Genomic DNA, 25,625 nt, shown 5'->3' on the forward strand with positions numbered 1-25,625 from the left:
AACCGTTATGAGATATAAAATATTTACTTGCTGCCTGTTGCTGATTTTAATTAGCCAGGCCGGATGCAAAAAAGACTTTTTGCAGCTGGATTTTGGCACTACGCTGCCGGAAGATAAGGTTTTTTCAGACCCATTGTTAACCGTTAGGTTTGCCGATAACGCTTATAATTTCATGATTGATGATTATGCACGTTTGCAGGACGGTTATAAAGGAACAACCGGGCAGCTGACCGACGAAGCTACGGGCGCTGTTGTAGCCCTTGCCCCAATATGGTCAGGCAATTATTTGGGTGCTAACCCCGATATCATAACAACCTACTCGCGCATGTATCAGGGTATCAGAATCATCAATACCGTGTTAACCAAGCTTGACCAGGTGCCCTGGACCGGCAGCATCTATAACCCGCAAATTGTAAAAGCACAAATGCTTTTTCTGCGGGGTATGTTTTATTTTGAATTGGTCAAAAGGTACGGTGGCGTCATATTAGCCGACAGGCCTTTTACACCAACCGAAGACATCGATTTGCCCCGGAACAGCTATGAACAAACTGTTGCATTTATCCTGAAGGATTTAAGAGAAGCTGAGGATATTTTAAAAGTAGAATCTTCATTTAATTATTCACCTGTTAATGAGTGGGATGCAGGTAACTACGGGCGTCCAACCGTTGGTGCGGTTAAGGCGTTACGGGCCCGTTTACTAATGTTGGATGCAAGCCCTTTACACAATCCATCAGGAGACGCTGCAAAATGGAACGCTGCTGCATTGGCCTCCAAAGAGATTATTGATATGAATAAGTACGCTTTGCAATCTGATTACGCAAGCTTGCTTAACGTAAACACATCTCCCGAATACATCATGATTAAGGTTCGGGCACCCCGGCAACTCGGTGGCTTAATGGGCGATTTTATTATGTCTGTAGGTTCGGGTGGGGCGCAGGGCATTCTTAACCCAACTCAAAACCATGTGGATCTTTACGAGGCGGTTAAACGTGCTACGCCGTCAGGTCCAATTATCAGCAGCTCGCCAATAGCAGCTGCCGGGTCGGGTTATAACCCGCAGGATCCGTACGCTAACCGCGATCCAAGATTTTATTCCAACATCATTTACAACAATATGACTTGGCAAGGACGCCAGATACAGATGTATGAAGGTGGAACCGATTTTCAGATCGGCCCCATTTCTTACACCCGTACCCGTTATTACTGTCGTAAGCTGTGGCCCGAAATTTATAAGGCCGGGGCTACTGCGCGTTCGCTTATCAATTATATCTATTTCCGATACGCAGAAGTGCTACTCAATTATGCCGAGGCGCAAAATGAGAGTAATGGTCCTACAGCAGAAGTGTATCAATATATCAATCAAGTTAGGGCCAGGGCGGGTATGCCTGGTTTGCCTGCAGGTTTAAGTAAAACAGATATGCGCCTTAGAATACAGAATGAACGGGGCGTAGAGTTTGCTTTTGAAGACATGCGGTGGTGGGATATTATGCGGTGGAAAAAAGGCCCTGAACTGGTTTCTCAAACCCTAACTGCAATGAACGTTGTAAAAAACGGTAGCGGGTTTACCTACAATGTTGTACCGGTAGAGGCAGCTTACCAACGGAATCCATTTCAGGAGCGGCAATATCTCTACCCAATTCCACTGGTAGAAATTAATAAGTCTAGAGGGGTTCTGGTGCAAAATCCCGGCTGGTAATCTCACAGTGTCTTGTTTAATCAATAATTTCAAATTCAGTCATATGAAATTTTTTAGCAAATATTTATTGCTATGTCCTGTGCTATGTATTTTCTTCATAACCAAGGTGTTTTCCCAGCAAAATGAAGTAATTGCCGGTAGCGTTGTTTACCATGGAACTGTTGTAGACGATCAGCAGAAGCCGCTGCCTGGTGTAAGCGTTTTTATTCAGGAAAGGAGAGGGCAAACGCAAACCAATAAGAAAGGCGAATTCAATATAAAAGGAAGTAAAAATGATGTACTCGTTGTAAAGATGCCGGGGTATTTCACATCGCAAGTGGTATTGTCTATCGGCGACTCATTACGTGTTACCCTTCATTCGGCACCCGCAGATGCAGGCGAAGATGATAATGCAAACATTCCGTTTGCTGTGAGAAAGAAGCGCGAGCTTTCGGCCGCCGTTACCGTATTAAACAGCGATGCCATACCTCAATTGCCAACCAATGATTTGCGTAACCTGTTTTCGGGCCGTGTATCAGGTCTTTATCAGGCGCAGGTAGGTACGGCTCCGGGAACTACGGCTACCACCGTTATGGTTCGAAGCATGAATTCGTTATCAATAAACAACGCACGGATATTTGTTGACGGAACAGAAAGGGATTACGCCGATATGGACCTCAGCGAAATTGCCAGTGTAACTGTACTGAAAGATGCTGCTACGCTTTCATGGTATGGTTTGCGCGGTGGTAACGGCGTTGTATTGGTAAATACAAAAAAGGGTGATCCAACAAGATCATACATTCGTTTTGACTCACAGGTAGGCTTGCAGGAAGCTGTAAATCTAATAAAGCCGCTAAACTCTTATGATTATGCAAGGCTTTATAACGAAGCCGTAGTAAATGATGGAGGAACGGCGCCCTATAGCCAGACGGTGTTGGATGCTTATCGTAATGGTACATCGCCTTACCTATACCCTAATAATAATTTTGTGGCAGATTATCTTCGCAAAACCAGCCCGGTTCAGCGATATGCCTTCTCGATGGGTGGAGGTAAAAGAACCGTACGTTATTTTGCTTCGGTAAGCTATTTAAACCAAAAGGGGTTTTTAAATCATACGGAGACCCCCAGCTATAACTCCAACATCAGTTACAAAAAGTACAATTTTAGGGGTAATATTGACTTTGAAGCTAGTAAATATTTAACTGTAAGCCTTAATGCGGGTGTAAGGATTGAAAACCGGATAACACCCGGAACCGGCCTTACAGACGTAATGAACACAATTTTTAACACGCCGCCTAATGCATTTCCGGTACTTAACGCAGACGGCAGCCTTGGCGGAGCATCGCAGTTTACTAAAAACCCGCTTGGGCTGCTGCAGCAAAGCGGCTATGTAAGTGACCAGAACCGGGTTTTGCTTGCAACTTTAAACATTAAGCAGAAGTTAGATTTTTGGGTTCCGGGTTTATCTTTCAACGTGTTAGCATCATATGATGGCGTGGGTAACTACATTTCAGGCCTTTCGCAGCAATACACCGTTTCTGATCAAACACTGGCCACGCCGCAAAACTACCTTACAGCCAGCCCGGTTGGATACCGTACAACTACTTATGGCAATAATGCCTTGCAAAACGAGTTTTGGGCTGGTTTTGATTATGATAAAGAGTTTGGCAGCCACTCGCTTAAAGTGTCATTACGTGGGCAACGTTTTGCCGATAAGGCGCCCGAGCGTCTTGATTTCCGTAATCAAGGTTTGGCCGGCCGTGCAGATTATAGTTATAAGCAACGTTACTTTGCTGGTTTTACCGCCGGTTATTCTGGTTCAGAAAATTTTGCGCCCGGCAAGCGTTATGGCTTTTTCCCTGCGGGTTCTGCGGGATGGGTAATGTCCGAAGAAGACTTCCTGAAGAAACTTCCTGTAATTAGTTACCTAAAAGCCCGCGCATCGTACGGTCTTGCCGGAAACGGTGATATAGACGGGGACCGTTTTCCGTTTGAAAGTTTCTACAGCCGTAATTTAACAGGCGGAGGTTACAGCTTTGGTTCAACGCCGGCAGCTACCAACTCTGCCACCGAACTAAACCTGGGCAATCCTAATCTTACCTGGGAAACCATACGAATGCTGAATGCCGGTTTTGATGCCCGCTTTTTCAATAACACTTTAGGGCTATCGGCCGACTATTATTACACGCGTAGAAGCAACATATTAACAGGTAGCGTTTATCCAAGTCTGATTGGGCAGAGCGCAGGTCTTATTAACCTCGGTTCGGTACAAAGCAGGGGAGTGGAGATGTCAGCTTCATATACCAGGAGGATAAATAAACTCACCATTGGCCTCAATGGAAACATACTGATTTCTAAAAGCAAGGTTTTGTCTGACCGATTGGTAGGCGTGCCAACATACCAGCAAACGGTAGGGCATATTGCCGGTTCAACGCTCGTGTTCTTATCCGACGGACTTTTCCAATCACAAGCCGAGATTGACAATAGCCCAAGGCAAACGCTTTCGGGCAAAGCGGCCCCTGGTGATATAAAATACAAGGATATAGGCGGGCCTAACGGCGTTCCGGATGGCATTATTGATAATAATGATCAAGTCCGGATCGACAAATCCACTCTTCCAAACACTTACTATGGATTTGGTGGCAACTTTCGATATGGAATCTTTGACCTGGCTTTTCAATTTCAAGGTGTAATTGGTAGAACAGTCAACATACAGGGTTTGGTAAACAGCGGTCCAAGTTCTTTCAATCAATTAAGTTTAAGGCGTTTTATCCCTGAGAATGCGGCTAACGCAGAATTTCCAAGACTGGGCATAGCCGACCGCGGTAATAATACAGCAGCGTCTGACTTCTGGCTGCGATCTGGCAACTATCTTAAACTGAAAACAGCTGAAATAGGTGTGAATTTGCCTAATAACCTGTGTACAAAGTTTGGGCTAAACAATGCACGCTTTTATATAGGTGGTTTAAACCTTTTTACCACCAATGATTTGGGTATAGGGGTTGACCCGGAGATTCAAATTGCCGGTAGAGGAACCACCTATCCATATTCCAAAATTTACACACTGGGTTTGAGCGTTAATTTTTAACAATTGTAACCGGAAGATTTATAACGATGAAAACTTTAATTAGAAAATCACTCATCTTACTTTCAGTACTGATGATTTCGGTAGGCTGTAAAAAAGACTACCTGAGTTTTGACTATACAGATGGCAACATAAGAGCCGATGACGTTTGGAACTCAGATCGCAACAGCCGCGGCTTTTTAAATACAACTTATGCCGGTCTCATTAATGCATACAATGTTGACAATGACGGGGCGTTGCTTGCATCAGCATCTGACGAGGCTGTAAATTCCAATGCTAATTCATCTATCAACATTATCAACAACGGAACTTGGGGCCCTTTGCGTACTATCGACGATCAGTACGGTGCTATGTATACCGCCATACGCAGAACCAATTTGTTTTTGGAAAACAGTACTACTAGTGCTATAACGCCGGCAACAGATATTCCGAGGCTGAGAGGGGAGGCTTACTTTTTGCGTGCAATGTATCACTTCGAATTGATGAAAAGGTACGGTGCAATCATCCTGTCTACCCGGTCGTACACCACCACTGACAATCTTGATGTGCCAAGGAACACCGTAGAAGAGGTGGTAGCACAAATTGTAGCTGATTGCGACGAAGCGTTTAAAGTTTTGCCTGCTTCTCATGCAGAATGGGGCGCAGCAGACAAGGGCCGAGCCACGGGCACTGCAGCACTTGCGTTAAAGTCAAGGGTTTTGCTTTACGCAGCAAGCCCGCTTTACAACGCAACCGGCAATATTGCGAAATGGAACGCTGCAGCAACCGCCGCTAAACAACTGATTGACCTTAACAAGCATTCGTTGCTAACGCTGGCGCAGTTGGCTAACCTGTGGGACTTTTCGGTTGCTGCGTCAAATTACAGTCCGGAATTGATATTTGCCACCAGTGTAACCGCTGGTAACACAATTGAACGTAATAATGCGCCTATAAGCTATGAAGGAAAAGGCCGTACAAATCCCACCGAAGAATTAGTTAATGCGTTTGAGATGCGAGTGAGCGGCAAGCCAATAAATGATGTTACATCCGGATATTCGGCAGCTAACCCTTACTCTACAACAGGGGCAACAGCTCGCGACCCGCGCCTAGCTCTTTTTGTAATTTATAACGGCCAAAATTTTAAATCTAAGGCAGTGGAAACCTTTGTTAGCGGAAAGGATAACGTACCAACCAATGTTGATAACACCAAGACCGGGTATTATTTGCGCAAATTCTTATCAGAGAGTGCTGCCTGGGCTACCGGAACAACGGCAGTAAACCGTAACCGTCCTTGGATACTTTTCAGGTATGCCGAAACTTTGTTGAACTATGCAGAAGCACTGAACGAAGTAAACGGGCCTACGGCTGATGTATACACCTATGTTAACCAGGTGAGGCAGCGGGCCGGAATGCCAGGCTTACCGGCCGGCCTCAGTCAAGATGAAATGCGTGCCCGAATTCAAAACGAACGCAGAGTTGAGCTGTGTTTTGAGGGGCACCGGTTTTTTGATGTAAGACGATGGAAAAAGGGAGCTGAGTTTTTTAACAAGCCCGTGTCTGGTATACAAATTGTGAAAACCGGAACAAATTTCACTTACAATAAATTTACTGTCGAAAACCGGATATTCACAGATAAGAATTATTTATACCCTTTTCCACAGATAGAAATGAACAAGCTGAAGAATCTGGCACAAAATCCTGGATATTAAAATGTTTCGTTTCTTATAACATGGCAGCTTTACCGCAATACTGGGAACAAAGTAAATGCCGGGAAAAGGAAAGAAATACCATTTAAAAACATCGGGGTTTAAATCATAACGCATCCCGATGTTTTTTAGTGGTTAAGCAATCAATCGCAATTACGGCTCTGTAATTACTTCCTTTATTTTGATACAAAACCGTATGAAATTGAGATGAAAATATTTTGTTTCTTCTCTATTTTGTTTTCACCAATAGTAGCCGTGCCCATCCTTCCCCTAAGGACTCTCTATACCATTTAACGTAGCAAATTAACGTTACAAGTACTTGTTGCGTGCAATTTTCAATTTTCTATCAAGCTAAATTTAAACAGCTTACCAATAACCAATTATATTTTTTTCACTAAAAATCATTTATTATGAAAATGAAAATCTTTAATGTACTCGCGGGAGTAGCCGTTTTAAGCACGGCCTGTTTTAAAGACCGGGCGCTTGACAGCGTACCAGATGGTGCTGCAACAGCAGGTAATTATCAAATTAATGCTGCTCCGGCGCTTGGTACCCTGGTTGATAGCGGTATCTATCGTTTACGTGGCAGCGCATCTTTACCCTCAGGGCCTGTTGTCGAAGTTACGGGCAATTCAAGCGCCGAAAATCAGCAAATTCAGCAATGGAACTGGTTTCCAAACGGAGGGCAAAAGTGGAGGCTAATTAAAACAGATGCCACATACTATAAATTGGTAAACATTACCAGCAGTAAGTGCCTTAAATCGCCCGATGCAACATCAGGTTCAATATTACAGCAAGGCACAGATGACGGTACGGATTCGCAGCGATGGTTGGTTACCTATGCCGGTAGCGGAAATTTGTACACGCTTACTAACAAGGCAACAGGTATGAAGATGGTAATTGATCCGGAAACTAGTACTCCAGGATCCAAGATCAGGCAAAAAAGTACCTCAACCGGTACTCAGGACAAATTTGAGTTTCATAATTTAGAATTTCAAAATCCGGTTATCAATGCCAGTAGACCTGACCCTTACGTAACGCAAAAGGATGGAAACTACTACTTTTTATACACCAAGGGCAACAAAATTGCCATAAGCAAAACTAAGAATATGTCGTTACTGGCAAACGCCGGTGAAACTACCGTATGGACCCCACCTACTGGTACAGACCACTCTGTAAATATATGGGCCCCTGAATTATTCTTTCTTTCAGGCAAATGGTATATTTATTTTGCTGCTGCCGAGGCGGGTGTGAATGATAGCCATCACATGTTTGTTTTAGAGAATCCAAACTCAGACCCCACAACAGGAACCTGGACGTTTAAAGGCCGGATACACGATACTGATGATCAATGGGCAATTGATGGCACTGTGCTTACCATTGGAACCAGCAATTACTTTGTTTGGTCGGGTTGGGAAAGTACAGCATCAAAATATAAACAATATTTATACTTAGCTCCTATGTCTGATCCCTGGACAATTTCCGGCACGAGGGTGAAAATTTCATCGCCTACAAACAACTGGGAACGGTACGAGCCTAGCGGAAACTTGGGTGCTGGTGTAAATGAAGGGCCCGAAGCTTTGAGTAAGGATGCTAACAGCCCCGTTTTCATTATATATTCTGCCAGCAGGTATACCAGCGATAACTATTGCCTTGCGCAAATACAACTTAAAAGTGGCGGTAACCCAACTGTTGCAAGTGACTGGATAAACAAAAAGCAGGTTTTTGTTAGAAATGATGCAAATTCGGTATATGCTCCGGGGCATAACGGGTTTTTTACAAGTAGTTATACTGATGGTAATGGCAACTTCAAATCTGAAAATTGGTTTATTTACCATGCCCGAAGTGTAGCAAATACCTCTAACGGCGGACGTATGCCACGAATGCAAAAGTTGAGTTGGAATAGCGATGGCTCGCCAAATTTTGGTGTAGCGGTAGCTTTAGGTACTAAGTTAGGTGTGCCAATTGGCGAATAACTATAAGTAATAAAAAAGGTTCTTGCCGTTTATACCGGCAAGAACCTTTTTTATTAAGATTTACATGATTTTTTATCCAATACGGCGTTTGTCTTTCAAATAATCATTTGGATTTAATTAGTAATTGGGTCTGGTGGAGTTGGTTTTTTAGGATCGTAAACAGCTACGCAAACTCTTGAATCGGCACTGCCATAATACAAGTACCATTTGTGTTTAAACCAAACCAATCCTTCAATAAAAACGGTGCCGCTGGCATATTGCCCTTTTCTTTCAAATGGTTCCATTGGGCGGAAAAATGGAACGTCTAAGCGTTCAAGTAATTTTGTTGGGTCGGCTTTGTCAAACAACATTTGCCCGGCCGAGTATGTGCCACCATTAAATCTTTTGTCGCCCCTTTCTCCATTGTTGTTTCTGCCGTTATATAACAGTACAATGCCTTTTTCGGTCATAACTGCGGGAGGGCCGCACTCCGTAAAGTCGCTGTCAAAATATCCCTTTCTTGGAGCTGCCAACACAAGTAATTTTCCTTGAGCATCCACAAGCGGCGTCCAATCTACCAGGTTGGCAGATGTTGCTGCATACACATTCCTTTCACCCCAGTACATAAAATACTGACCATTTAATTTTACTATTACTTGCTTGTTGTTTTTTACCTGGGTTAAAATAGATGCTGATTTTGTGGGCATGTTTAAAAATCTGCCCTCATAAGCATCTTGAAATATAGGGCCATGTTTTTTCCAGTGAATCATGTCTTTTGAGGTAGCGGCACCTAGACGTGGAACTTTGCGGTTCCACTGTGTGTATAAAACAACGTACGTACCATCTTCAGTAACTGCAGCGCGCGGATCTTCGCAACCACCAGGCCATTCAAATTCCTTTTGATCATCATTATCAGGATAAAGAACAGGTTGGGTTTTTCGTTTAAAATGCAGGCCGTCTTTGCTTATTGCATAGCCTAATCTCGATGTGCGTGTACTGATCTTAACGCCACTTCTATCTTCTGATCGGTATAAAAGAATCACCTTCCCGTTTTTAACCACGGCCGCAGGATTAAAGGTGTCATTATCTTCCCATCGGGTTTTTTTGCCCGACATGGGATCAAGGAATAAAGAATTTGTATCAGGGGCAATAATTGGATTTATATTAGCTGGCCTTACAAACCCTCCCAGTGCCCATTCTGGAAGCGAGTTTTTTGTTTGAGCCTTTAATGTTTCATTAACAAAAAAGGAGAATAGCAAGGCAAATAATAAACGATAAGCATTTTTCATAATTGTAAATAATGGGCTTGCTAGTTTGAAACAGGTGTAACAGACTCAATTGAGTTAAGTGCCGAGCTCACTAATACCAGTTTGGTTTTATTGGCCGATTCGGGAATTTCAATAGTTACTGATTTCTCTTCTCCTGGTAACAGTGAAAAGAAATTGTCGGAGTAATATACAGGCGCGTAGGTTTGGCCGTTTACTCCCCGCAACTGTAACTGGGTAAAAAATGCCAGGTTTTCAGATGGATTTTTTACCACTACCTTAGCTAATTGTTTACCTGCAGTTGCCTGCTTTTTTGCCGATATACTCAAACTGGCTTTAGGTAATTGATTAATATCCTTAAATCCCGATACTGCAGGCCCGGTCAAAGTCCATGCGCCTTTATAAGTATCTTTCGAGCGCCAATAAAAGGCATCGTTTACCAGTTTGCCATCTGCGTTAAGCAACCTCAGTTTAACAAAGTGAATTTGACTGATACTTGGAGGGAAGCTGATGGTTATCGCATCTTTAACTACTCCATCTTCAGGAATGTCTACTGTGGCAGACTTTGTCCATACAGGTTTACTGTTGAAATCGTAAACGGTTGCCTCTACGCGGTAACCCTTAAACGCTTTGCGGTAATCGTTGTAAACAGATACCGTATTTTTTAAATAATCAAATTGAGCATGTAACGGCGCAAGTCCGTTTTGCGAATAGTAAAGTGCTGCAGTTGGTTCCAAATACCAATCATACATTCTAGATGCAGTTTGAGGCAACGGACTGTTATGATACCAAAATAAAAACCCTGATGCCCAACGGTCGCCATAGTTAAACTTATTATAGTTCCATACTTCCCATATGGCTCTGAAATTAAGCGCTCCAACAAGCTGCGCTTTTTGAGCATACTCTTTTATAGATGATGACCGGCCAAATTCATTTACCGCCTGATTGTATTTGCCGGTTACTCCATGAAACCCGTTTCCATCAAGATAGTTCCAAACCGAATCATTAATAGGCCATAAGTCTTTGGCGGGCATCATTTTTTGTAACGACGATAGAACCGGCGTTGATAATGTACCATATTCCGGATTAAAGCCATCAACACGGCTTCCCCGGGGCGATGCCGTGTTTTCGAAGTACTGCATCGGGTTTTCGTATTTATACGGGCTGCCATCGTGTACACCACAGCATTCAGATTGTTCCTGGTAGCCGCGTGTAGGGTCTAGCTGATTAATTAGAATGCCAGTACCCGGAACCTCTTTACCTTCATTGGCATCAACGTAATAAGCCAGCGAGGCATGGTTGCGAATACGCTTAACAGTGCTCACCACGTTTTTAAAATAAAGTGCCGTATCTGTCGGTAACTTAGTGTCGGCAGTTACCCAAAATTCGGTCCACACCAAAATTCCGTATTCATCACACAACTGATAGAAGTAGTCTGATTCGGCTATCCCTCCACCCCAAAGGCGTAAGAAATTAAGGCCGGATTGCCTAGTGTATCGCAGTTCGGCTTTTGTCCTTGCTTCGCTGTTTTTCAGCATCGCTTCCGGAATCCAGTTAGTTCCCCTTATAAATATGGGAACTCCGTTAACCAGAAACCGCCGGGATTTGTCGGGCGTATTTTGATCTGAAGTTATTTCACGGATGCCGAATTTGGCATCAAGCGAATGCGTTACTACGTTTTTTGATGTAACAAATTTTAATGACAGCGTGTAAAGTGCTTGGTTTCCCTTGTTAATTGGCCACCAAAGCTTAGGGCGGCTAATATTTAACGCAGCGTATTCGGCAGGTGAAAAAGTTACCGTCTTGGTTTCATGAGGCAATAAGGTGAGGCTTTTTTTAAATGTCTTTCTGGTTTCGTTTATTGTGCCTAAAATGTAACCGGTTTGTTTAGTGTCAGATGCATTTTTTACCTCCACACTTACCGTTTCTTTGGCGGTTGTGGTATCGGGCAGTGGGAGCTTGGTTTTTATAAAAGCGTTTTCTAAAGTTACATCACCGGTAGCAAAAAGTTCAACATCTCGCCAAATGCCGGTATTGCGGTCGCGAATGCCGTCGTGAGTGGTAAAATCCCAGCCTACACTCATTAGCATGGTTACATCTTTACCAATTTCACCATCGCCTCCGTTATGATTTTCACCCACGGCACCAGTTTTGGTTTTGCCCGGTTTAAAGGTAGAACCCGGATGGTCAACAGGTTCAATATTCACTGCGAGAACATTGTTGCCACTTAAATTTACAATTTTACTGATGTCAAAACTTTCACTGTTAAACATGCCTTTCATCTGCCCTAAACGCCTACCGTTAAGCCAAATGGTGCTATGGTAATTAATGCCGTGAAACTTTAACCACAGCCGCTTTCCTTTAAAAGATGCGGGAACTTTAAAACCTGTACGGAACCAATAGTGGTAAAACTCTCTTCCCGCATCGCTGATGTCCGGTATCAGTTTACGTGTTTTGCGGTTGTTATCGCTATAATAAGGCTCGGGGTAAACCTTATTGGCAACAAGGCTTGTTAATACAGTTCCAGGCACTATTGCAGCTTTCCAATTTGTTGCATGGTATGCTGATGTTGAAATGATGTTTCCGTCAGTGCCTGCCTCTGAGGCTTTAATCATTTGCCAGTTGTAAGCGCCCTGATGGTTTTTTAGAGAGCGCAGAAAAACTGAATTTACGGATGATGGTGATGCCAAAGAGGCGTTTTTGTTTTGAGCCGAAGTTATATTACAAAACGCAATACCGGCCAGCATTAATAGGAAAAATATTCTCATTAGGTTTAACAATTGGCTTATATACTCCTAGAGTGCAACTGTTAGCCTGAACGCACATATGTTACGATAATAAAAATGAATACAATACGCAAATTGCACTTGCCGGCGCTTTCAGGGTGCAACAAAAAAGCATATTTACTGTAAAAGGAAGGTTGCCAAAATACTCAGCGCAATATTTTTAGAGTTTTGTTGAACAAACCTTTGAGCAATAGATATTTGGTTTTCAACAGTTCTTTTAGAAATAGAAAGCTTTTCAGCTATTTCAGTATTGGTAAGGTTGCCCAGCCGACTTAATAAAAAGATTTCACGGCAACGGGCAGGCAGGGCTGATAAGAGGGCCTCAATCTCGCTTTGCAAATTCAGGTACCTGATTTTTTCTTCCCCTGTATTAACTGATACATTTACCGGTGATAGGTTTTCGTGATCGGCCACGTATGCAAGTTTAAGTGCTTTTTTGGCTTTAAGTACCTTGTAAACATGGTAGCGTGCGCTAGTTGTAAGATAGCTTTTAAAAGTGCCTATATCCAATACGTGCTTTTTTTGCCATATATTAAGGAAGGTGTCATTTGCAATTTCCATTGCTATTTCTTTATCCCGAAGGTAGGAAAATGCGGTTGTATAAACAGCCTCCCAGTACCGTTTTACCAGAATTTCGAACGCAGGAATACTTTCAGATTTTATGGCTCGCCACAAATCATCATCAGGGGAATTTTTATCAAGCATATAATTGGTTTCATAAAATTAGAATTTTTATTGCTATATAAAAACTTCTAACAGCTCAAAATTTGCTGAGTAACTTATTTGCGAGGATAAAAGATAGTTAATATGTAGGTTTCAAACAATCATTTGTGCTTGTAAAAAAAAACTTTTTTTATTGTATGCGTTGAGGCCGGTAAAAAGTCTCTATGTTGATAGAACCAGTTATAGTTGAGCTTAGCCAATTATTGTCGTAACCGACTATTTTAATGACTAATGATGAATTTTTAGCACTTTATGAAAAGTGCCAAACGGGGAAATGTACAGCTGAAGATATTCAACGGCTGGAACATTATAAAGATGAATTTGAACTTAAGGAGTTGCCATGGTTACCAGAGATGGGTGACCGGGACGAGGTGAGAACTGAACTTTTGAATACCCTTCGCTCAAGGATAACACCTGATGACATAAGCCCTAGGAAATTTCCGTTCAGATGGGTTATTGCTGCATCTTTACTCGTCTTTCTTTCGGTTGGCCTTGTTGTGCTATTTAACAAAGAACAGAAGCAGGTTACCGTGGCCGATCATTTTGCCCAGAAGACGGCTGTTAAAACTGCTATTACACCGGGAAGTAATAAGGCTATACTCATACTAGCCAATGGCAACATGGTTGATTTAGATGGTTCTGACAAAGGGTTGGTGTCAAAGCAAGGCGCGGCAGAAGTCAGGAAACTGTCTAAAGGAAAATTAGTATACAATGCCGAACCAAAAGCCAAAAACGGAAGCCAGGTTGCATACAATACGATAGCTACCCCACGTGGAGGACAATACCAACTCACTTTGGCAGACGGTACAATGGTTTGGCTTAATGCAGCATCGTCTTTAAAATTCCCAACCACTTTTAGCGGCAAGGAACGATTGGTTGAGTTAACCGGGGAAGCTTATTTTGAAGTAGCCAAAAATAAGAGCATGCCATTTAAAGTAGTGGCTAATGGAGTTAACGTAAATGTTTTAGGTACACATTTTAATGTAATGGCCTATCAGGATGAAAGTGTTGTTAAAACCACTCTTTTAGAGGGATCTGTAAGGCTTGAAAAAGACGAAATCACAGCTATGCTCATTCCGGGCGAACAGGGGCTGATTAAGCAGGGGGGGAATGCCTTTAAAGTCCGCGAGGTTAAGGTTGATGATATTGTAGCATGGAAAAACGGATTGTTCAGCTTTGAGAATGAAAATATACGAACCATTATGCGACAAGTGTCCAGATGGTATGATGTAGATATTGACTACGAAGGTCAGCTAAGTAAACAAAACTTTGGCGGTTCGGTATCCAGGTTTAAAGATATTTCCTACCTATTAAAAACCTTGGAATTAACCGGAACGGTTCATTTTAAAGTTAATGGGAGGAGGATAACCGTTATGCCGTGACTTCTACAATAAATAGCCAATTGGATTTGTAAAATGAACGATAACCAGGAGCGTTGGAGCGCCCCCGGTAATCTGCCGTTAGGCCATAAGCAATCCAATTAATCGTAGCAACAATCAATTATAAATTAACTCATTAACCAAATGTATAAATTTTCCCATGCATTTTCATGCAGGAAACTTTCCTGTGTACCTTATAAAATCAGTCGAATAGTGAAACTTGTGGTTATTCTTATTGTAGCCTGCTTTATGCAGGTAAGCGCGGCAACATTTGCACAGATGGTCAGCATTTCAGTCAAGAATACTCCTCTTAACAAAGTGTTTGACAAACTAAAGCAGCAAACCGGGTACAATTTTGTTTATAACTCTGATATGCTCAGCGAGGCAAAGCCGGTTACGCTATATGTAAAAGAGGTTGAGCTTAAAGATGCACTCAATGAAATATTTGCTAATGAGCCGCTCACTTATGTAATTTATCAGAAAACAGTAGTTGTTCAAAAAAAGAATATTGTAGCTGTACCCAATGTTATAACGGTAACAGGCACGGTTAAAGATACCAAGGGCCAGCCATTACCCGGTATAACCGTGAGCATAAAAGGAGCTAACGGTGGTACTATTACCAGCCCGAACGGAACTTATTCACTTAAACTACCGGATGGTAATCAAACCCTTGTGTTTACGGCAATTGGATATGAATTGCTTGAAGTGCCGGTAAACAACCAAACCAAAATTGACGTAACGCTTAAAGAAAAAGTATCTGCCATGAACGAAGTGGTTGTGGTTGGTTATGGTTCGCAAAAAAAGGCTGATGTAACCGGTTCCATAGCTTCGGTAAATGAAGAAGCATTGAAGAGTGTGCCGGTAAGCAACCTGGTAAGTGCGTTGCAAGGCCAGGCTCCCGGCCTGGATATTCAAAAAAGCGGTGGTAACAGTCATCCGGGTTCAACACCTTCTATTGCCATACGCGGGCAACGTTCCTTACAGGGAGGTGCAACCAACGATGTGCTTTACGTTGTTGATGGCATTCCTTACAACGGAACTTACATTAATGACCTTAACCAGGATGATGTAGTATCTGTTCAAATACTAAAAGATGCTTCGGCAACGGCAATTTACGGATCAAGGGGCGCCAATGGTGTTATCTTAATTTCAACGAGGCGTGGTAAAACCGGCGCACCGGTTATCTCCTACAGCGGCTACGCCGGGGTAATGAAACCTTTGGGTTATTACGATGTAATGCAACCACAGGAGTATGAGGTATATAAAAAATGGGGAAGTTATAATGCAAATAACCCCAATGTTATAAACGCGCCTAACCCATATAGCGGAATTGACGATCCGCGGTTTTATACCGATGGCATTACCTTTTTGCCGGCTGAGCTTGCCGGCAGGCAAAACGGAACCAATACCAACTGGCAAAAGTTAATCTTTAAAAACGGTTTACGAACCAATCACCAGTTAGGTGTTTCGGGTGGTACCGAACAAACCAAGTATGCAATTTCTGCAGGTTATTTTAATGAAACCGGTGTATTTCCCGGGCTTTCTTTTCAGCGCTATAGCTTTAAAATAAGTGTAGACCAGCAATTGGGCAAAATTTTCAAAGTTGGAGTAAGCTCTCTTAATTCGGTGAGCAGAACCAACGGCGAAGGAATTAACCCGGTTTCTCAGGCGTTACAATCAAGCCCGTTAACCGTTCCGTATGATGCTGCAGGTAACTTAATCCCCTTTCCTGGTGGTGGATCACTAATATATAATCCGTTGGCTAACCTGGTTCCGGGGGCAGTGGTACAAAACCGTACCCGTTACAATACGTTTACCACCGCTTACGCAGAAGCGCAATTTACGCCGCATTTAAAGTACCGGTTTAATGGTGGTGTTGAGTTAACGCCGGAAACCTATGGCGACTTCTTCGGGAGCGCAACCTTCCAGAATTTAAGCGGACCGTCGACAGCCAGAAACACCAATTATGATTACCGGAACTTTACATTGGAAAATCTTATTGTTTACGAAAATACTTTCGCTAAAAACCATCATGTTACAGGTACAGGGCTGTTTAGTTACCAGCAGGATAACAAGTATTCTACAACCTTAACTTACAATAACATACTGGCCGATTATGTGCAGTACTACAACCCCGAGCTAGGCGCTAATTTTAAAGGAACCGGAAGTTATTCCAAGTTTTCAATAGTGTCATTTATGGGGCGCGTTAATTACGATTATAAAAGTAAATACCTGCTTACAGTTACTATGCGCTCTGACGGATCTTCTACGCTTGCTCCCGGAAATAAGTATCATTTATTCCCGAGTGCCGCCGTTGGCTGGAACATTTCTGAAGAAAACTTCATGAAAAGTATCAACGCCGTATCCAGTTTAAAACTTCGCCTCGGTTATGGTTCTGTAGGTAATGCAGCTGTTAGCCCTTACCAAACACTTGGAGGCCTTACCATATTCAATTATAACTATGGCACAACTAATGTAACGGGTACTTATCCTAACAGCGTGCCTAATCCGCAACTTGGCTGGGAGTACACCTCTACGTTAAATATTGGATTAGATTTTGGCTTGTTTAAAGACCGTATAACCGGTACGGTTGATGTTTATCATCAAAAAACCAATGATCTCATACTTCCTCAAAATTTGCCAATTACTACCGGCTATACCTCGCAGTTTTTGGCCAACGTTGGAAAAACCGAGAACAAAGGTTTGGAGATAACTATAAGCTCAGTTAACGTTAAGGCAAAAACCCGGAAAGATTTTGGCTGGACCAGCAACGTCAATGTATCATTTAACCGTAACAAAATAACCGCTTTGCAAAATGGTGTTACGCAAGACGTTGGTAGTAACAGGTTTGTGGGCTCGCCAATCAACGCTTTGTATAACTATCAACAAGTGGGCATATGGCAAAACACTAAAGCCGATTCGGCCGAAGCCAAACGACTTAACCTGACGATGACAGGGGCCGGCTCAGTTATAGGTACCATCAGAGTAGCAGACTTAAATGGTGATGGCGTCATCAATTCTAACGACCGTGCCGTTATAGGTAGCAGGCAGCCCAAATTCTTTGGCGGTTTTACCAACCGCTTCAGTTACCGCGGCATTGATCTGGCCGTGGTTGCATCATACCGGGTAGGGGGAACGCAAATAGCCACATGGTTGCAGCCAAGCAGTAACGTAAACGTATTAAACGGAAAGGCAAACAACCTTAATGTTAACTACTGGACTCCATATAACAATGCCAACAAATATCCAAAACCCAATTTCAACGTTGGGTCGCCTGCCTTTGGTGATTTGTTAGGTTACTATAACGCATCCTATTTGAAAATCCGGACAATTAGCCTGGGTTATACGTTCCCTTCGGCAATAGCAACAAAAATCAAGGCAAAGTCTTTAAGGCTTCATGCTTCTTTAAACGATGCCATTATTTTATTCTCTCCGTTGCATAACCAGTTCAATGGAGCTGACCCTGAATCGGCAGGGACACTGGGCGTTGATACGCCGCCGGTTAAATCATTATTGTTCGGTTTAAATGTTTCCTTTTAATTGATTATAAAAATGAAATCATATTTATATCAAATCATCATACTGGCTTCAGTTGCCATTGTTACTTCGGGTTGCAGTAAGCAACTGATCGAAGAACCAAAATCATCCCTTACTCCACAGTTTTTTAATACAGCTCAAGGTTTTCAATCCGGACTGGATGCTGCCTATGCTGGTAACCGTAATTTGTGGGGAACCGAAAACCTGATGACCATGACCGTTCCCGGAACCGATGAATTTAAATCCGGCGGAGGTGGCAATTCCAACTTTAATATCTACGCGAGTAGTTATGATGCCAGCAGCGGATTTTTATCCGGCGTTTGGAATCCATGCTATACCTTCATCAATACCTGTAACGGCGTAATTGATAATGGCGCTACGGTAACCGGTCTTGACGCCAACACGGTTAAGCAAAAGGTTGCCGAAGCTAAATTCCTTCGTGCCAACTATTATTTTTTATTGGTGAGGTTTTTTGGGCCGGTAACGCTAAGTAAGAACTTTATTAGCGAACCCAGCACCAGCGCCAGTAGAGCACCCATTGCCGAGGTGTATGATTTTATCGTGCAGGATTTGAAGGATGCCATTGCCGGATTGCCGGCAAGCCCAACTCAAACCGGTGTATTACCAGGTAAAGCAACAGCAGCAGCGGCATCGCACCTGTTGGCAAAAGTTTATCTTACCCGTGCTTACTCTTCGGCGAAGCAACCAGATGATTTTCAAAACGCTTACAATACGGCAAAGGGAGTAATTGATAACGCAGGAACATGGAATATTGGTTTGCTGCCTGATTTTGCTTCGGTATACGCCGAAGGCAACGAAGCCAACAAAGAAGTGCTTTGGAGCGTTCAACACACACCCAATTTAACGTACAATGCTGTTAGCAACGAACTTAACTTTCATTACGTAATGGGGTATGAAAATTTCCCGGGCCTGGTTAGGTCTATGGCATACGGCAGACCTTACGCAAGGGTGCAATTAACCAGTTGGTTAGGGAACGTTTGTTTTGCCGATAAAACAAACGATACCCGCTACTACAAAACATTCCAGTCTGTATGGTTATCCAACTCTGCCGACAAAATACCTAAGGTGAACGGCGTACCTAAATACGCTTTAGGCGATACAGCCATTTACATGCCGGGTGTAGATGTTACCAATGCCAAAATCAATGCATCCCGGTATTTACTGGTGCCGCCACGTAATTATACGCTGCAATTGTTTCCTACCATGACCAAATATCAGGATACTAAAAGGGCCGGTATCAATGATCCGTCGGTAAGGCCAATTATTGTATACAGGCTGGCGGAAACTTATTTAATTGCTGCCGAAGCTGCCTTAAATTTGAATGATAATTTTAACGCTGCAAAATATATTAACGTAGTGCGCCAGCGGGCCGCCTTTCCAACCGGCAATGCTGATGCGATGATTATAACACCGGCTCAGGTTACGCTCGACTATATTTTAGATGAACGTGCCCGTGAATTATGCGGAGAGCAAACCAGGTGGCTTGACCTGGTAAGGACAAATAAACTTGTAGAGCGCGTAAAACTTTACAACCCCGACGCTGCAAACAACATACAAGACAGGCATATTTTAAGGCCTATACCGCAAAGTCAGATAGATCGGATTATTACTGGACCTAAGTACCCTCAAAACCTTGGTTTTTAATGTGCGCCAAAACAGCAATAAGGGTGTACATACTTGTGCACTTTTATTGCTGTTTGTTGTAGCAATGGGCTATCGTATATAAGTTCATCTAACAATTATATTATAAAAAATGCGCTAAGTAAGGTTAACGGCTTAAGCGTATTTACCTGCTTCTGGAAACAAATATTGAAACCGACACTTGGGGTGGGCGGTCGTAGCGCAATTTTTAACGTTGCTATACCAGTGGGCACGTCTGTGTTTTTTTTGCAGCGGCCATGATCATGAGCTTTAGTTTATCATTTGTGAAATGAAATTTTAAAAAGATATGATTGACAGTGTTTTAATTATCGACGATAACGAAGATATTTTAGAGTTTTTATCGGAAGTGTTAAGCGATACTTACACCGTATATATTGCCGAAAGCGGCGAAAAGGCTCAGGAAATATTGGCTACAAAGACCGTTAGCCTCATCGTTTCGGATATTATGATGCCTGGTATTGATGGCTTTGAGCTCTGCGCACTCCTGAAATCAGACGTTGCTTACTGCCATATACCTATTATTCTTCTTACTGCTAAAAATACTCAGAATGCGTTTATAGAAGGGTTGGAGGTAGGGGCTGATGCTTATGTGCAAAAGCCGTTTTCACCTGAGCTGCTCCAGCTCCATATTGCCAATTTGCTCAAGAACAGAATGAAAATAAAAGTTCACTTTTCTAGCTCGCCATTTGAAGATTTCCGGGTAAACGCACAATCTAAAACAGAAGAAGCATTTCTTAAAAAACTCAGTGACTATATTCAAAAAAACCTGAATGATCCGCATTTGGATATTGATAACCTTGCTGACTATATGAATATGAGCCGGCCAACTTTTTATCGTAAAATCAAGTCCATTTCTTCGTTATCACCCAAAGAGCTTATTGATACTACACGTGTTAAAAGTGCGGCAAGACTTATAGGTGAAGATTTATACAGATTCTCGGAGATAGCAAGAATAGTTGGATACAATACACCCGGCTTATTTAGCCGAAATTTTAAAAAATATTTTAAAATGACGCCTATCGAGTATCGTAATAGCCTGCATAAAAAGCAAACCGGAAGTGCGCCTGTTGAACAATAGTGAGCAAGCTGAAAATTTATTGTTTTAAAGATTGCAGATATTCAATGCTTCGCGGTATCTGTTCAACCGCAAACTGGCTTTCATCTTCAAGATAATAGTGTTTGATTTTTGCACGCTTGGCAGCTTTAATAACGGCTGGAATGTTAATTTGTCCCTGCCCCAGTACCACATTGTTATTATGATCGGTTTTGCCCGAATTGTTCGTAGCGATGCCTTTTTTAAGATCTTTTACATGTAGCGCCTTAATTCGTGCAGGGTATTTGTCAGTTAACTGAGCCGGATCATGACCCGGCAAAAATGCCCATAGGATATCTAACTCAAAGCTTACATATTTGGGGTTCGTGCGCTGAATTAGATAATCGTAAAGCGTACCATTCTCATAAGGCACAAACTCTACACCATGGTTATGGCAAAGTAATTCAAGTCCGTACTCGTCTTTTAAAATTTTACCAACCCTGTTCAATTCCGCAACAGCAAATTCTGCATCCTGTAAAGTAAACGTTTTGCCAGCTTGCGGAACACTGCCCAAATGTATAAAGTGTGCGCCGAGTGCTTTGGCGGCATTTGCAACCTCGGCAGTTTTATGCATAATATTATTCCACCCCGTCCCAAATGAAGAACATTGTAAACTTCGTTCATCAAGTAATTTGCGGAGAGCTTCAGGGCTCAAATTAAATAAGCTCGAAAACTCAATATCCTTAATGCCATTATCTTTTATCAAATTTAAAGTTGCCGGCACATCCTTCGAAAAATTAGTCCGATAAGTGTATGACTCAATCCCCGGAGCATAAGGAAATAGCAACTTTTTGCTTTGTGCAAAAGCTACCGCAAATGCAAAATTTAAAGCAAATATTGAACAGCTGGTAAATATTAATTTATTGAGGAAATTTTTCATTTACTTATTGAAGATGGTTTATTATCTATTTATGATTGAGCGCTATTTTCCGCGCCTCGGTTCGGCTGAGGTGGTCTTAAAGTGATTTTATAAGTAGCGGGGGGTAAATTTCTTCTCTCATAAATTGATGAGTTATGGCGTTAAAAATTGATGATTAAAAAGGCCGATAAAATTTATAGATAATTGCTTCGCTACTGAACAAAGTAAACGGTTACGCATCATAAAATGCTATCATTTTCTGGCCGATTTGTATCAATTACTAGGGAAGACGCTCATTGTTTAGAGACATCTAAGTTCGATTTGCTAATAGTCGAAGTTTTGTATTTTCTTTACTGCTGTTACTTCGATGACATACAACGTCCAGGATCATATAAATCCTAACTTAATTTAAATTAATCTACTAAATCTATAGACTTTATAAAATATATCTTTTATATTTGTACTGTTTAATAAATGTTCTTTGTGATATTTATCCAGAAAGACTGAGGGAAAGGCCCTGTGAAGTCTTAGCAACCTATACTACTCTTAAGGTAAAAGGTGCTAATTCCTGCTCCAAATATGGAGAAAGATAATACGGCAAGTTCTGCTTGCTCAACAAGGCCTTCTAACTTCTTTCCGGTATAAGTATTTCAAAAAATCAAATTAGTAATACAATTGAACTCAACTTATACGCTCATGAAAAGCAACACATTACTCAATTTTTCGAAAGCTTTATTTGCTGCTGCAGTTATTGTAGCTGCCTCAAGTTCATCAAATGCACAAACACAAACCGCGGCGCCAAATGCAGCTATAGCCAAAGTTGCCGATGCTGACCGTGGTTACTTAGTTAAGGTTGGTGACCAGGCACCCGATGATTTTGAATTGGTGTTGGATAATGGACAAAAAACATCCTTAAAGCAACTAAGGGGCAAAGTAGTGGTTTTACAGTTCACCGCCAGCTGGTGCAGCGTATGCCGTAAAGAAATGCCCCACCTGGAAACTGACGTTTGGAAAGCTTATCAAAATAAAAATGTGGTGCTGATAGGGGTAGACCGGGATGAGCCGCTTGAAAAAGTTCAAAAATTCCGTCAGGATATACAAGTAACTTACCCGCTGGCCTTAGACCCGGGTGCCGAAATATTTGGCAAGTTTGCTAACAAAAAAGCCGGTGTAACCCGCAACGTGGTTATTGATGCTAACGGCAAAATTGTTTACCTCACCCGATTGTATGATGTAAACGAATTTAACGAAATGGTAAAAGTAATTGATGGCCTGGCAAGTAAAGCTTCGTTAAAGGCATCGCTTTAAAAGCATTGGTGGAGTGGCCGAGTGGTTAGGTGAAGGTACGCAAAACCTTTTACGGTGGTTCGAATCCATCCTCCCGCCTCAACTGACCTTAATAAAATAGCAAATTAACTTGGCTAACCGGTGGCCGTTTTAATTTGCATACTTTACCCTTAACATGAACTATATCTGCAACTAAATGAAACTGGAAACTTACTTTAAAATGCTTTTGTCCAACTTACCTTGGCTGGGTGCTACGCGCCACCAATCAGTCTTCGTATGGTGTTGTTGCTAGTTTAGCGCCTCAAATTATAGTAGTCGCGGCACGTCTGCATGCCGGTTTACTACCCCAACTTTTATTGAAAACTAAAATTTCTTTATGAAAAAAATAGAGATACTGGCTGTGCTGTGCCTGGCTGGTTATACAACATCATATGCACAAAATGCGGCTGTTAAGGGGTTTACGACTGAAACGGCCACCAAACAATTACAAACCGAAAAAGAGTTTGACAAGCACCTGAGCAATGTGCGCGTTGGTCAAAATATAAAAGAACTGGCCGCTCGTCCGCATCATTTAGGTTCGCCCGGAGGTAAGGCGGTTGCACAAGCTGTATTGCAAAAGTTTAAAGAGTACGGCTGGGACGCCCAAATTGAAACCTACCAAGTGCTATTCCCTACACCTAAAGCACGTTTGCTGGAGCTTACTTATCCAACCCGGTACGTGGCCAAGCTAAAAGAGCCTGCTTTTGCCGAGGATGCCACATCAGGGCAGGATGGGCAGTTGCCAACTTATAATGCCTGGGGTGCCGATGGCGATGTTACCGGCGAATTGGTATTTGTAAACTACGGTTTGCCTGATGATTATACACAGCTCGAAAAACTGGGCATCGATGTAAAAGGCAAAATAGTGATAGCCAAATACGGCCGTTCGTGGCGTGGAATTAAACCCAAGGTAGCCTATGAGCATGGCGCTATTGGCTGCATAATTTATTCTGATCCAAAAGATGATGGCTTCTACCAGGGCGAAGTATACCCCAAAGGTCCTTACAAGAATGACCAAACGGTGCAGCGTGGGTCAGTAATGGATATGGTAATTTACCCGGGCGACCCACTAACCCCCAACGTTGGGGCAACAGCTAAAGCGAAACGTTTGGATAGGAGTGAGGCGCAAACCATCTTGAAAATCCCGGTGCTGCCTATTAGTTATGGCGATGCCCAGCCCCTGCTGGCTGCCTTAGGGGGTCCGGTGGCTCCGGCCGAGTGGCGCGGTGCGCTGCCCATCACTTACCATGTTGGCCCGGGTAAGGCTAAAGTGCATTTAAAAATTGAACATAACTGGGATTTGGTTCCGGCTTATAACGTAATAGCTAAAATAAAAGGCAGCCAATACCCTAACCAATGGGTAGTACGCGGCAATCATCATGATGCCTGGGTGAACGGCGCAGACGACCCGGTAAGCGGTTTGGCTGCCCAGTTAGAGGAGGCAAGGGCTATTGGCTTGCTGGTAAAAGCAGGTTACAAACCTAAGCGTACGTTAGTTTATGCCGCCTGGGATGGCGAAGAGCCTTCTTTATTAGGTTCGACAGAATGGGTAGAAGACCATGCCGCCGAGCTGAAAGAAAAAGCGGTTGCTTACATCAATTCTGATGGTAACAGTCGTGGCTTTTTAGGTGCGGGAGGTTCGCACGCGCTTGAAGTGTTTACCAGTGAGATTGCCAAAAACGTTATTGACCCGCTAACGGGTGTAAGTGTTTTTGAACGCAAAAGAGCTAATGATGCCGTAAAAGCGGCATCGGCCAAATCACAAAGAGCAATACTTAAACAGGATACCCTGTCACTCGGGGCGTTAGGTACTGGGTCTGATTACTCTGCCTTTCTGCAGCACTTAGGCATTCCCACCCTTAATTTAGGTTACGGTGGCGAAGATGGTGGCGGCGATTATCATTCTATTTACGATTCGTATGATGATTATGTGCGGTTTAAAGATAGCAGCTTTGTTTACGGAGTAGCGTTAGCGCAAACTGCAGGTCGTGCCGTATTGCGTTTGGCTAACGCCGATGTGCTTCCATTTGATTTTGCAAGCTTGGGCAAAGTAATAAACCAGTACCAAACGGAAGTAAAACAACTGGCCGATGGGTTGCGCGAAAAATACAATGCCGAAAACCAACTTATTAAAAGCAACAGCTATAAACTGGCTGCCGACCCAAAAGACAAATTCATTGCAACGGCTTTAAAACCTGAGGTGCCTGCGTTTGACTTTGCCGGGTTTGATAAAGCTATACAGCGACTCAAGCAATGCGCAGCGGCACTAAATGGCATAAGCGCTAAAGCTTTGACTAATTTCAAACTTGCGGCAAAATTCAACAACGCCGTTTACCAGGCCGAAAAGAGCTTGTTGATTGCGGAAGGTTTGCCTAAACGCCCATGGTATCGACATAGTATATATGCGCCGGGCTTTTATACCGGGTATGGCGTAAAAACTTTGCCGGGTGTACGCGAGGCTATTGAGCAAAACAACTGGGACGAAGCCCGTCAGCAAATAACCATAGCCACCAAAGCTGTGGACCAATTAAGCACACAACTTGAAAACATAACACAAGGACAATAACCACCTCA

14 protein-coding genes, 1 tRNA gene and 1 riboswitch are annotated in these 25,625 nt (G+C 42.7%); of the genes, 11 read left to right on the forward strand and 4 right to left on the reverse strand.

The annotated features are described in order from the left end of the window. The first annotated feature begins 7 nt into the window (after nucleotides 1-7). The 4 genes from QZ407_RS00860 to QZ407_RS00875 all read left to right on the forward strand — a co-directional run bounded on the left by QZ407_RS00860 (nucleotide 8) and on the right by QZ407_RS00875 (nucleotide 8,421). Nucleotides 8-1,696, forward strand: a complete 1,689-nt coding sequence (locus tag QZ407_RS00860) for a RagB/SusD family nutrient uptake outer membrane protein (protein WP_295767174.1) — start codon at nucleotides 8-10, stop codon at nucleotides 1,694-1,696. 43 nt (nucleotides 1,697-1,739) lie between these two features. Then, complete coding sequence (locus QZ407_RS00865; RefSeq protein ID WP_295767175.1) at nucleotides 1,740-4,763, forward strand: SusC/RagA family TonB-linked outer membrane protein; 3,024 nt, start codon at nucleotides 1,740-1,742, stop codon at nucleotides 4,761-4,763. A 26-nt stretch (nucleotides 4,764-4,789) separates the two neighbouring features. Continuing rightward, nucleotides 4,790-6,448 (forward strand): RagB/SusD family nutrient uptake outer membrane protein, encoded by a 1,659-nt coding sequence (locus tag QZ407_RS00870; RefSeq protein WP_295767176.1) that lies wholly within the window; start codon nucleotides 4,790-4,792, stop codon nucleotides 6,446-6,448. A gap of 407 nt (nucleotides 6,449-6,855) precedes the next feature. After that, complete coding sequence (locus QZ407_RS00875) at nucleotides 6,856-8,421, forward strand: family 43 glycosylhydrolase (protein ID WP_295767177.1); 1,566 nt, start codon at nucleotides 6,856-6,858, stop codon at nucleotides 8,419-8,421. A 113-nt stretch (nucleotides 8,422-8,534) separates the two neighbouring features. Here the strand turns inward: QZ407_RS00875 and QZ407_RS00880 are convergent, their stop codons facing one another. From QZ407_RS00880 to QZ407_RS00890, 3 genes are all read right to left on the reverse strand, one after another. Next, nucleotides 8,535-9,689 carry a glycoside hydrolase family 130 protein gene (locus tag QZ407_RS00880; protein WP_295767178.1) on the reverse strand — a complete coding sequence of 385 codons (1,155 nt, stop codon included), beginning with the start codon at nucleotides 9,687-9,689 and terminating at the stop codon, nucleotides 8,535-8,537. 20 nt (nucleotides 9,690-9,709) lie between these two features. Then, nucleotides 9,710-12,433, reverse strand: coding sequence for a glycoside hydrolase family 2 protein (locus tag QZ407_RS00885; protein WP_295767179.1), 2,724 nt, complete (start codon nucleotides 12,431-12,433; stop codon nucleotides 9,710-9,712). A gap of 135 nt (nucleotides 12,434-12,568) precedes the next feature. After that, entirely contained in the window at nucleotides 12,569-13,156 is a 588-nt protein-coding gene (locus tag QZ407_RS00890; RefSeq protein ID WP_295767180.1) for a sigma-70 family RNA polymerase sigma factor, read from the reverse strand. 242 nt (nucleotides 13,157-13,398) lie between these two features. On the opposite strand from QZ407_RS00890, the gene QZ407_RS00895 reads away from it, so the two are divergent. The 4 genes from QZ407_RS00895 (at nucleotide 13,399) to QZ407_RS00910 (ending at nucleotide 20,851) form a co-directional block, all read left to right on the forward strand. Then, nucleotides 13,399-14,556, forward strand: coding sequence for a FecR family protein (locus QZ407_RS00895; protein ID WP_295767181.1), 1,158 nt, complete (start codon nucleotides 13,399-13,401; stop codon nucleotides 14,554-14,556). 141 nt (nucleotides 14,557-14,697) lie between these two features. Continuing rightward, a complete protein-coding gene (locus QZ407_RS00900) occupies nucleotides 14,698-18,093 on the forward strand; it encodes a TonB-dependent receptor (protein ID WP_295767182.1) in 3,396 nt (1,131 codons plus the stop codon). Between the two features lie 12 nt (nucleotides 18,094-18,105). Beyond that, the gene (locus QZ407_RS00905) at nucleotides 18,106-19,755 is read left to right on the forward strand and encodes a RagB/SusD family nutrient uptake outer membrane protein (protein WP_295767183.1); all 1,650 of its coding nucleotides are present in this window, start codon (nucleotides 18,106-18,108) and stop codon (nucleotides 19,753-19,755) included. A gap of 304 nt (nucleotides 19,756-20,059) precedes the next feature. Next, entirely contained in the window at nucleotides 20,060-20,851 is a 792-nt protein-coding gene (locus tag QZ407_RS00910) for a DNA-binding response regulator (protein WP_295767184.1), read from the forward strand. A gap of 16 nt (nucleotides 20,852-20,867) precedes the next feature. Here QZ407_RS00910 and QZ407_RS00915 read toward each other — a convergent pair whose 3' ends face one another. Beyond that, entirely contained in the window at nucleotides 20,868-21,746 is an 879-nt protein-coding gene (locus QZ407_RS00915; RefSeq protein ID WP_295767185.1) for a sugar phosphate isomerase/epimerase, read from the reverse strand. A gap of 466 nt (nucleotides 21,747-22,212) precedes the next feature. Beyond that, nucleotides 22,213-22,321, forward strand: a riboswitch (SAM riboswitch). A gap of 100 nt (nucleotides 22,322-22,421) precedes the next feature. On the opposite strand from QZ407_RS00915, the gene QZ407_RS00920 reads away from it, so the two are divergent. From QZ407_RS00920 to QZ407_RS00930, 3 genes are all read left to right on the forward strand, one after another. Further along, entirely contained in the window at nucleotides 22,422-23,033 is a 612-nt protein-coding gene (locus tag QZ407_RS00920) for a TlpA disulfide reductase family protein (RefSeq protein ID WP_295767186.1), read from the forward strand. A 7-nt stretch (nucleotides 23,034-23,040) separates the two neighbouring features. Beyond that, nucleotides 23,041-23,112 (forward strand) — tRNA-Cys (locus tag QZ407_RS00925). 276 nt (nucleotides 23,113-23,388) lie between these two features. Next, the gene (locus QZ407_RS00930; protein ID WP_295767187.1) at nucleotides 23,389-25,617 is read left to right on the forward strand and encodes a transferrin receptor-like dimerization domain-containing protein; all 2,229 of its coding nucleotides are present in this window, start codon (nucleotides 23,389-23,391) and stop codon (nucleotides 25,615-25,617) included. The last annotated feature ends 8 nt before the right edge of the window (nucleotides 25,618-25,625 follow it).

It is taken from the genome of uncultured Mucilaginibacter sp., from assembly GCF_913773635.1.
GTDB lineage: Bacteria > Bacteroidota > Bacteroidia > Sphingobacteriales > Sphingobacteriaceae > Mucilaginibacter.

What these genes read in the sequence shown, in the direction of transcription:
- QZ407_RS00860 (WP_295767174.1), top strand. Translation starts at nt 8, where the DNA reads ATGAGATATAAAATATTTACTTGCTGCCTGTTGCTGATTTTAATTAGC.
- QZ407_RS00865 (WP_295767175.1), top strand. Translation starts at nt 1,740, where the DNA reads ATGAAATTTTTTAGCAAATATTTATTGCTATGTCCTGTGCTATGTATT.
- QZ407_RS00870 (WP_295767176.1), top strand. Translation starts at nt 4,790, where the DNA reads ATGAAAACTTTAATTAGAAAATCACTCATCTTACTTTCAGTACTGATG.
- QZ407_RS00875 (WP_295767177.1), top strand. Translation starts at nt 6,856, where the DNA reads ATGAAAATGAAAATCTTTAATGTACTCGCGGGAGTAGCCGTTTTAAGC.
- QZ407_RS00880 (WP_295767178.1), bottom strand. Translation starts at nt 9,689, where the DNA reads ATGAAAAATGCTTATCGTTTATTATTTGCCTTGCTATTCTCCTTTTTT.
- QZ407_RS00885 (WP_295767179.1), bottom strand. Translation starts at nt 12,433, where the DNA reads ATGAGAATATTTTTCCTATTAATGCTGGCCGGTATTGCGTTTTGTAAT.
- QZ407_RS00890 (WP_295767180.1), bottom strand. Translation starts at nt 13,156, where the DNA reads ATGCTTGATAAAAATTCCCCTGATGATGATTTGTGGCGAGCCATAAAA.
- QZ407_RS00895 (WP_295767181.1), top strand. Translation starts at nt 13,399, where the DNA reads ATGACTAATGATGAATTTTTAGCACTTTATGAAAAGTGCCAAACGGGG.
- QZ407_RS00900 (WP_295767182.1), top strand. Translation starts at nt 14,698, where the DNA reads ATGTATAAATTTTCCCATGCATTTTCATGCAGGAAACTTTCCTGTGTA.
- QZ407_RS00905 (WP_295767183.1), top strand. Translation starts at nt 18,106, where the DNA reads ATGAAATCATATTTATATCAAATCATCATACTGGCTTCAGTTGCCATT.
- QZ407_RS00910 (WP_295767184.1), top strand. Translation starts at nt 20,060, where the DNA reads ATGATTGACAGTGTTTTAATTATCGACGATAACGAAGATATTTTAGAG.
- QZ407_RS00915 (WP_295767185.1), bottom strand. Translation starts at nt 21,746, where the DNA reads ATGAAAAATTTCCTCAATAAATTAATATTTACCAGCTGTTCAATATTT.
- QZ407_RS00920 (WP_295767186.1), top strand. Translation starts at nt 22,422, where the DNA reads ATGAAAAGCAACACATTACTCAATTTTTCGAAAGCTTTATTTGCTGCT.
- QZ407_RS00930 (WP_295767187.1), top strand. Translation starts at nt 23,389, where the DNA reads ATGAAAAAAATAGAGATACTGGCTGTGCTGTGCCTGGCTGGTTATACA.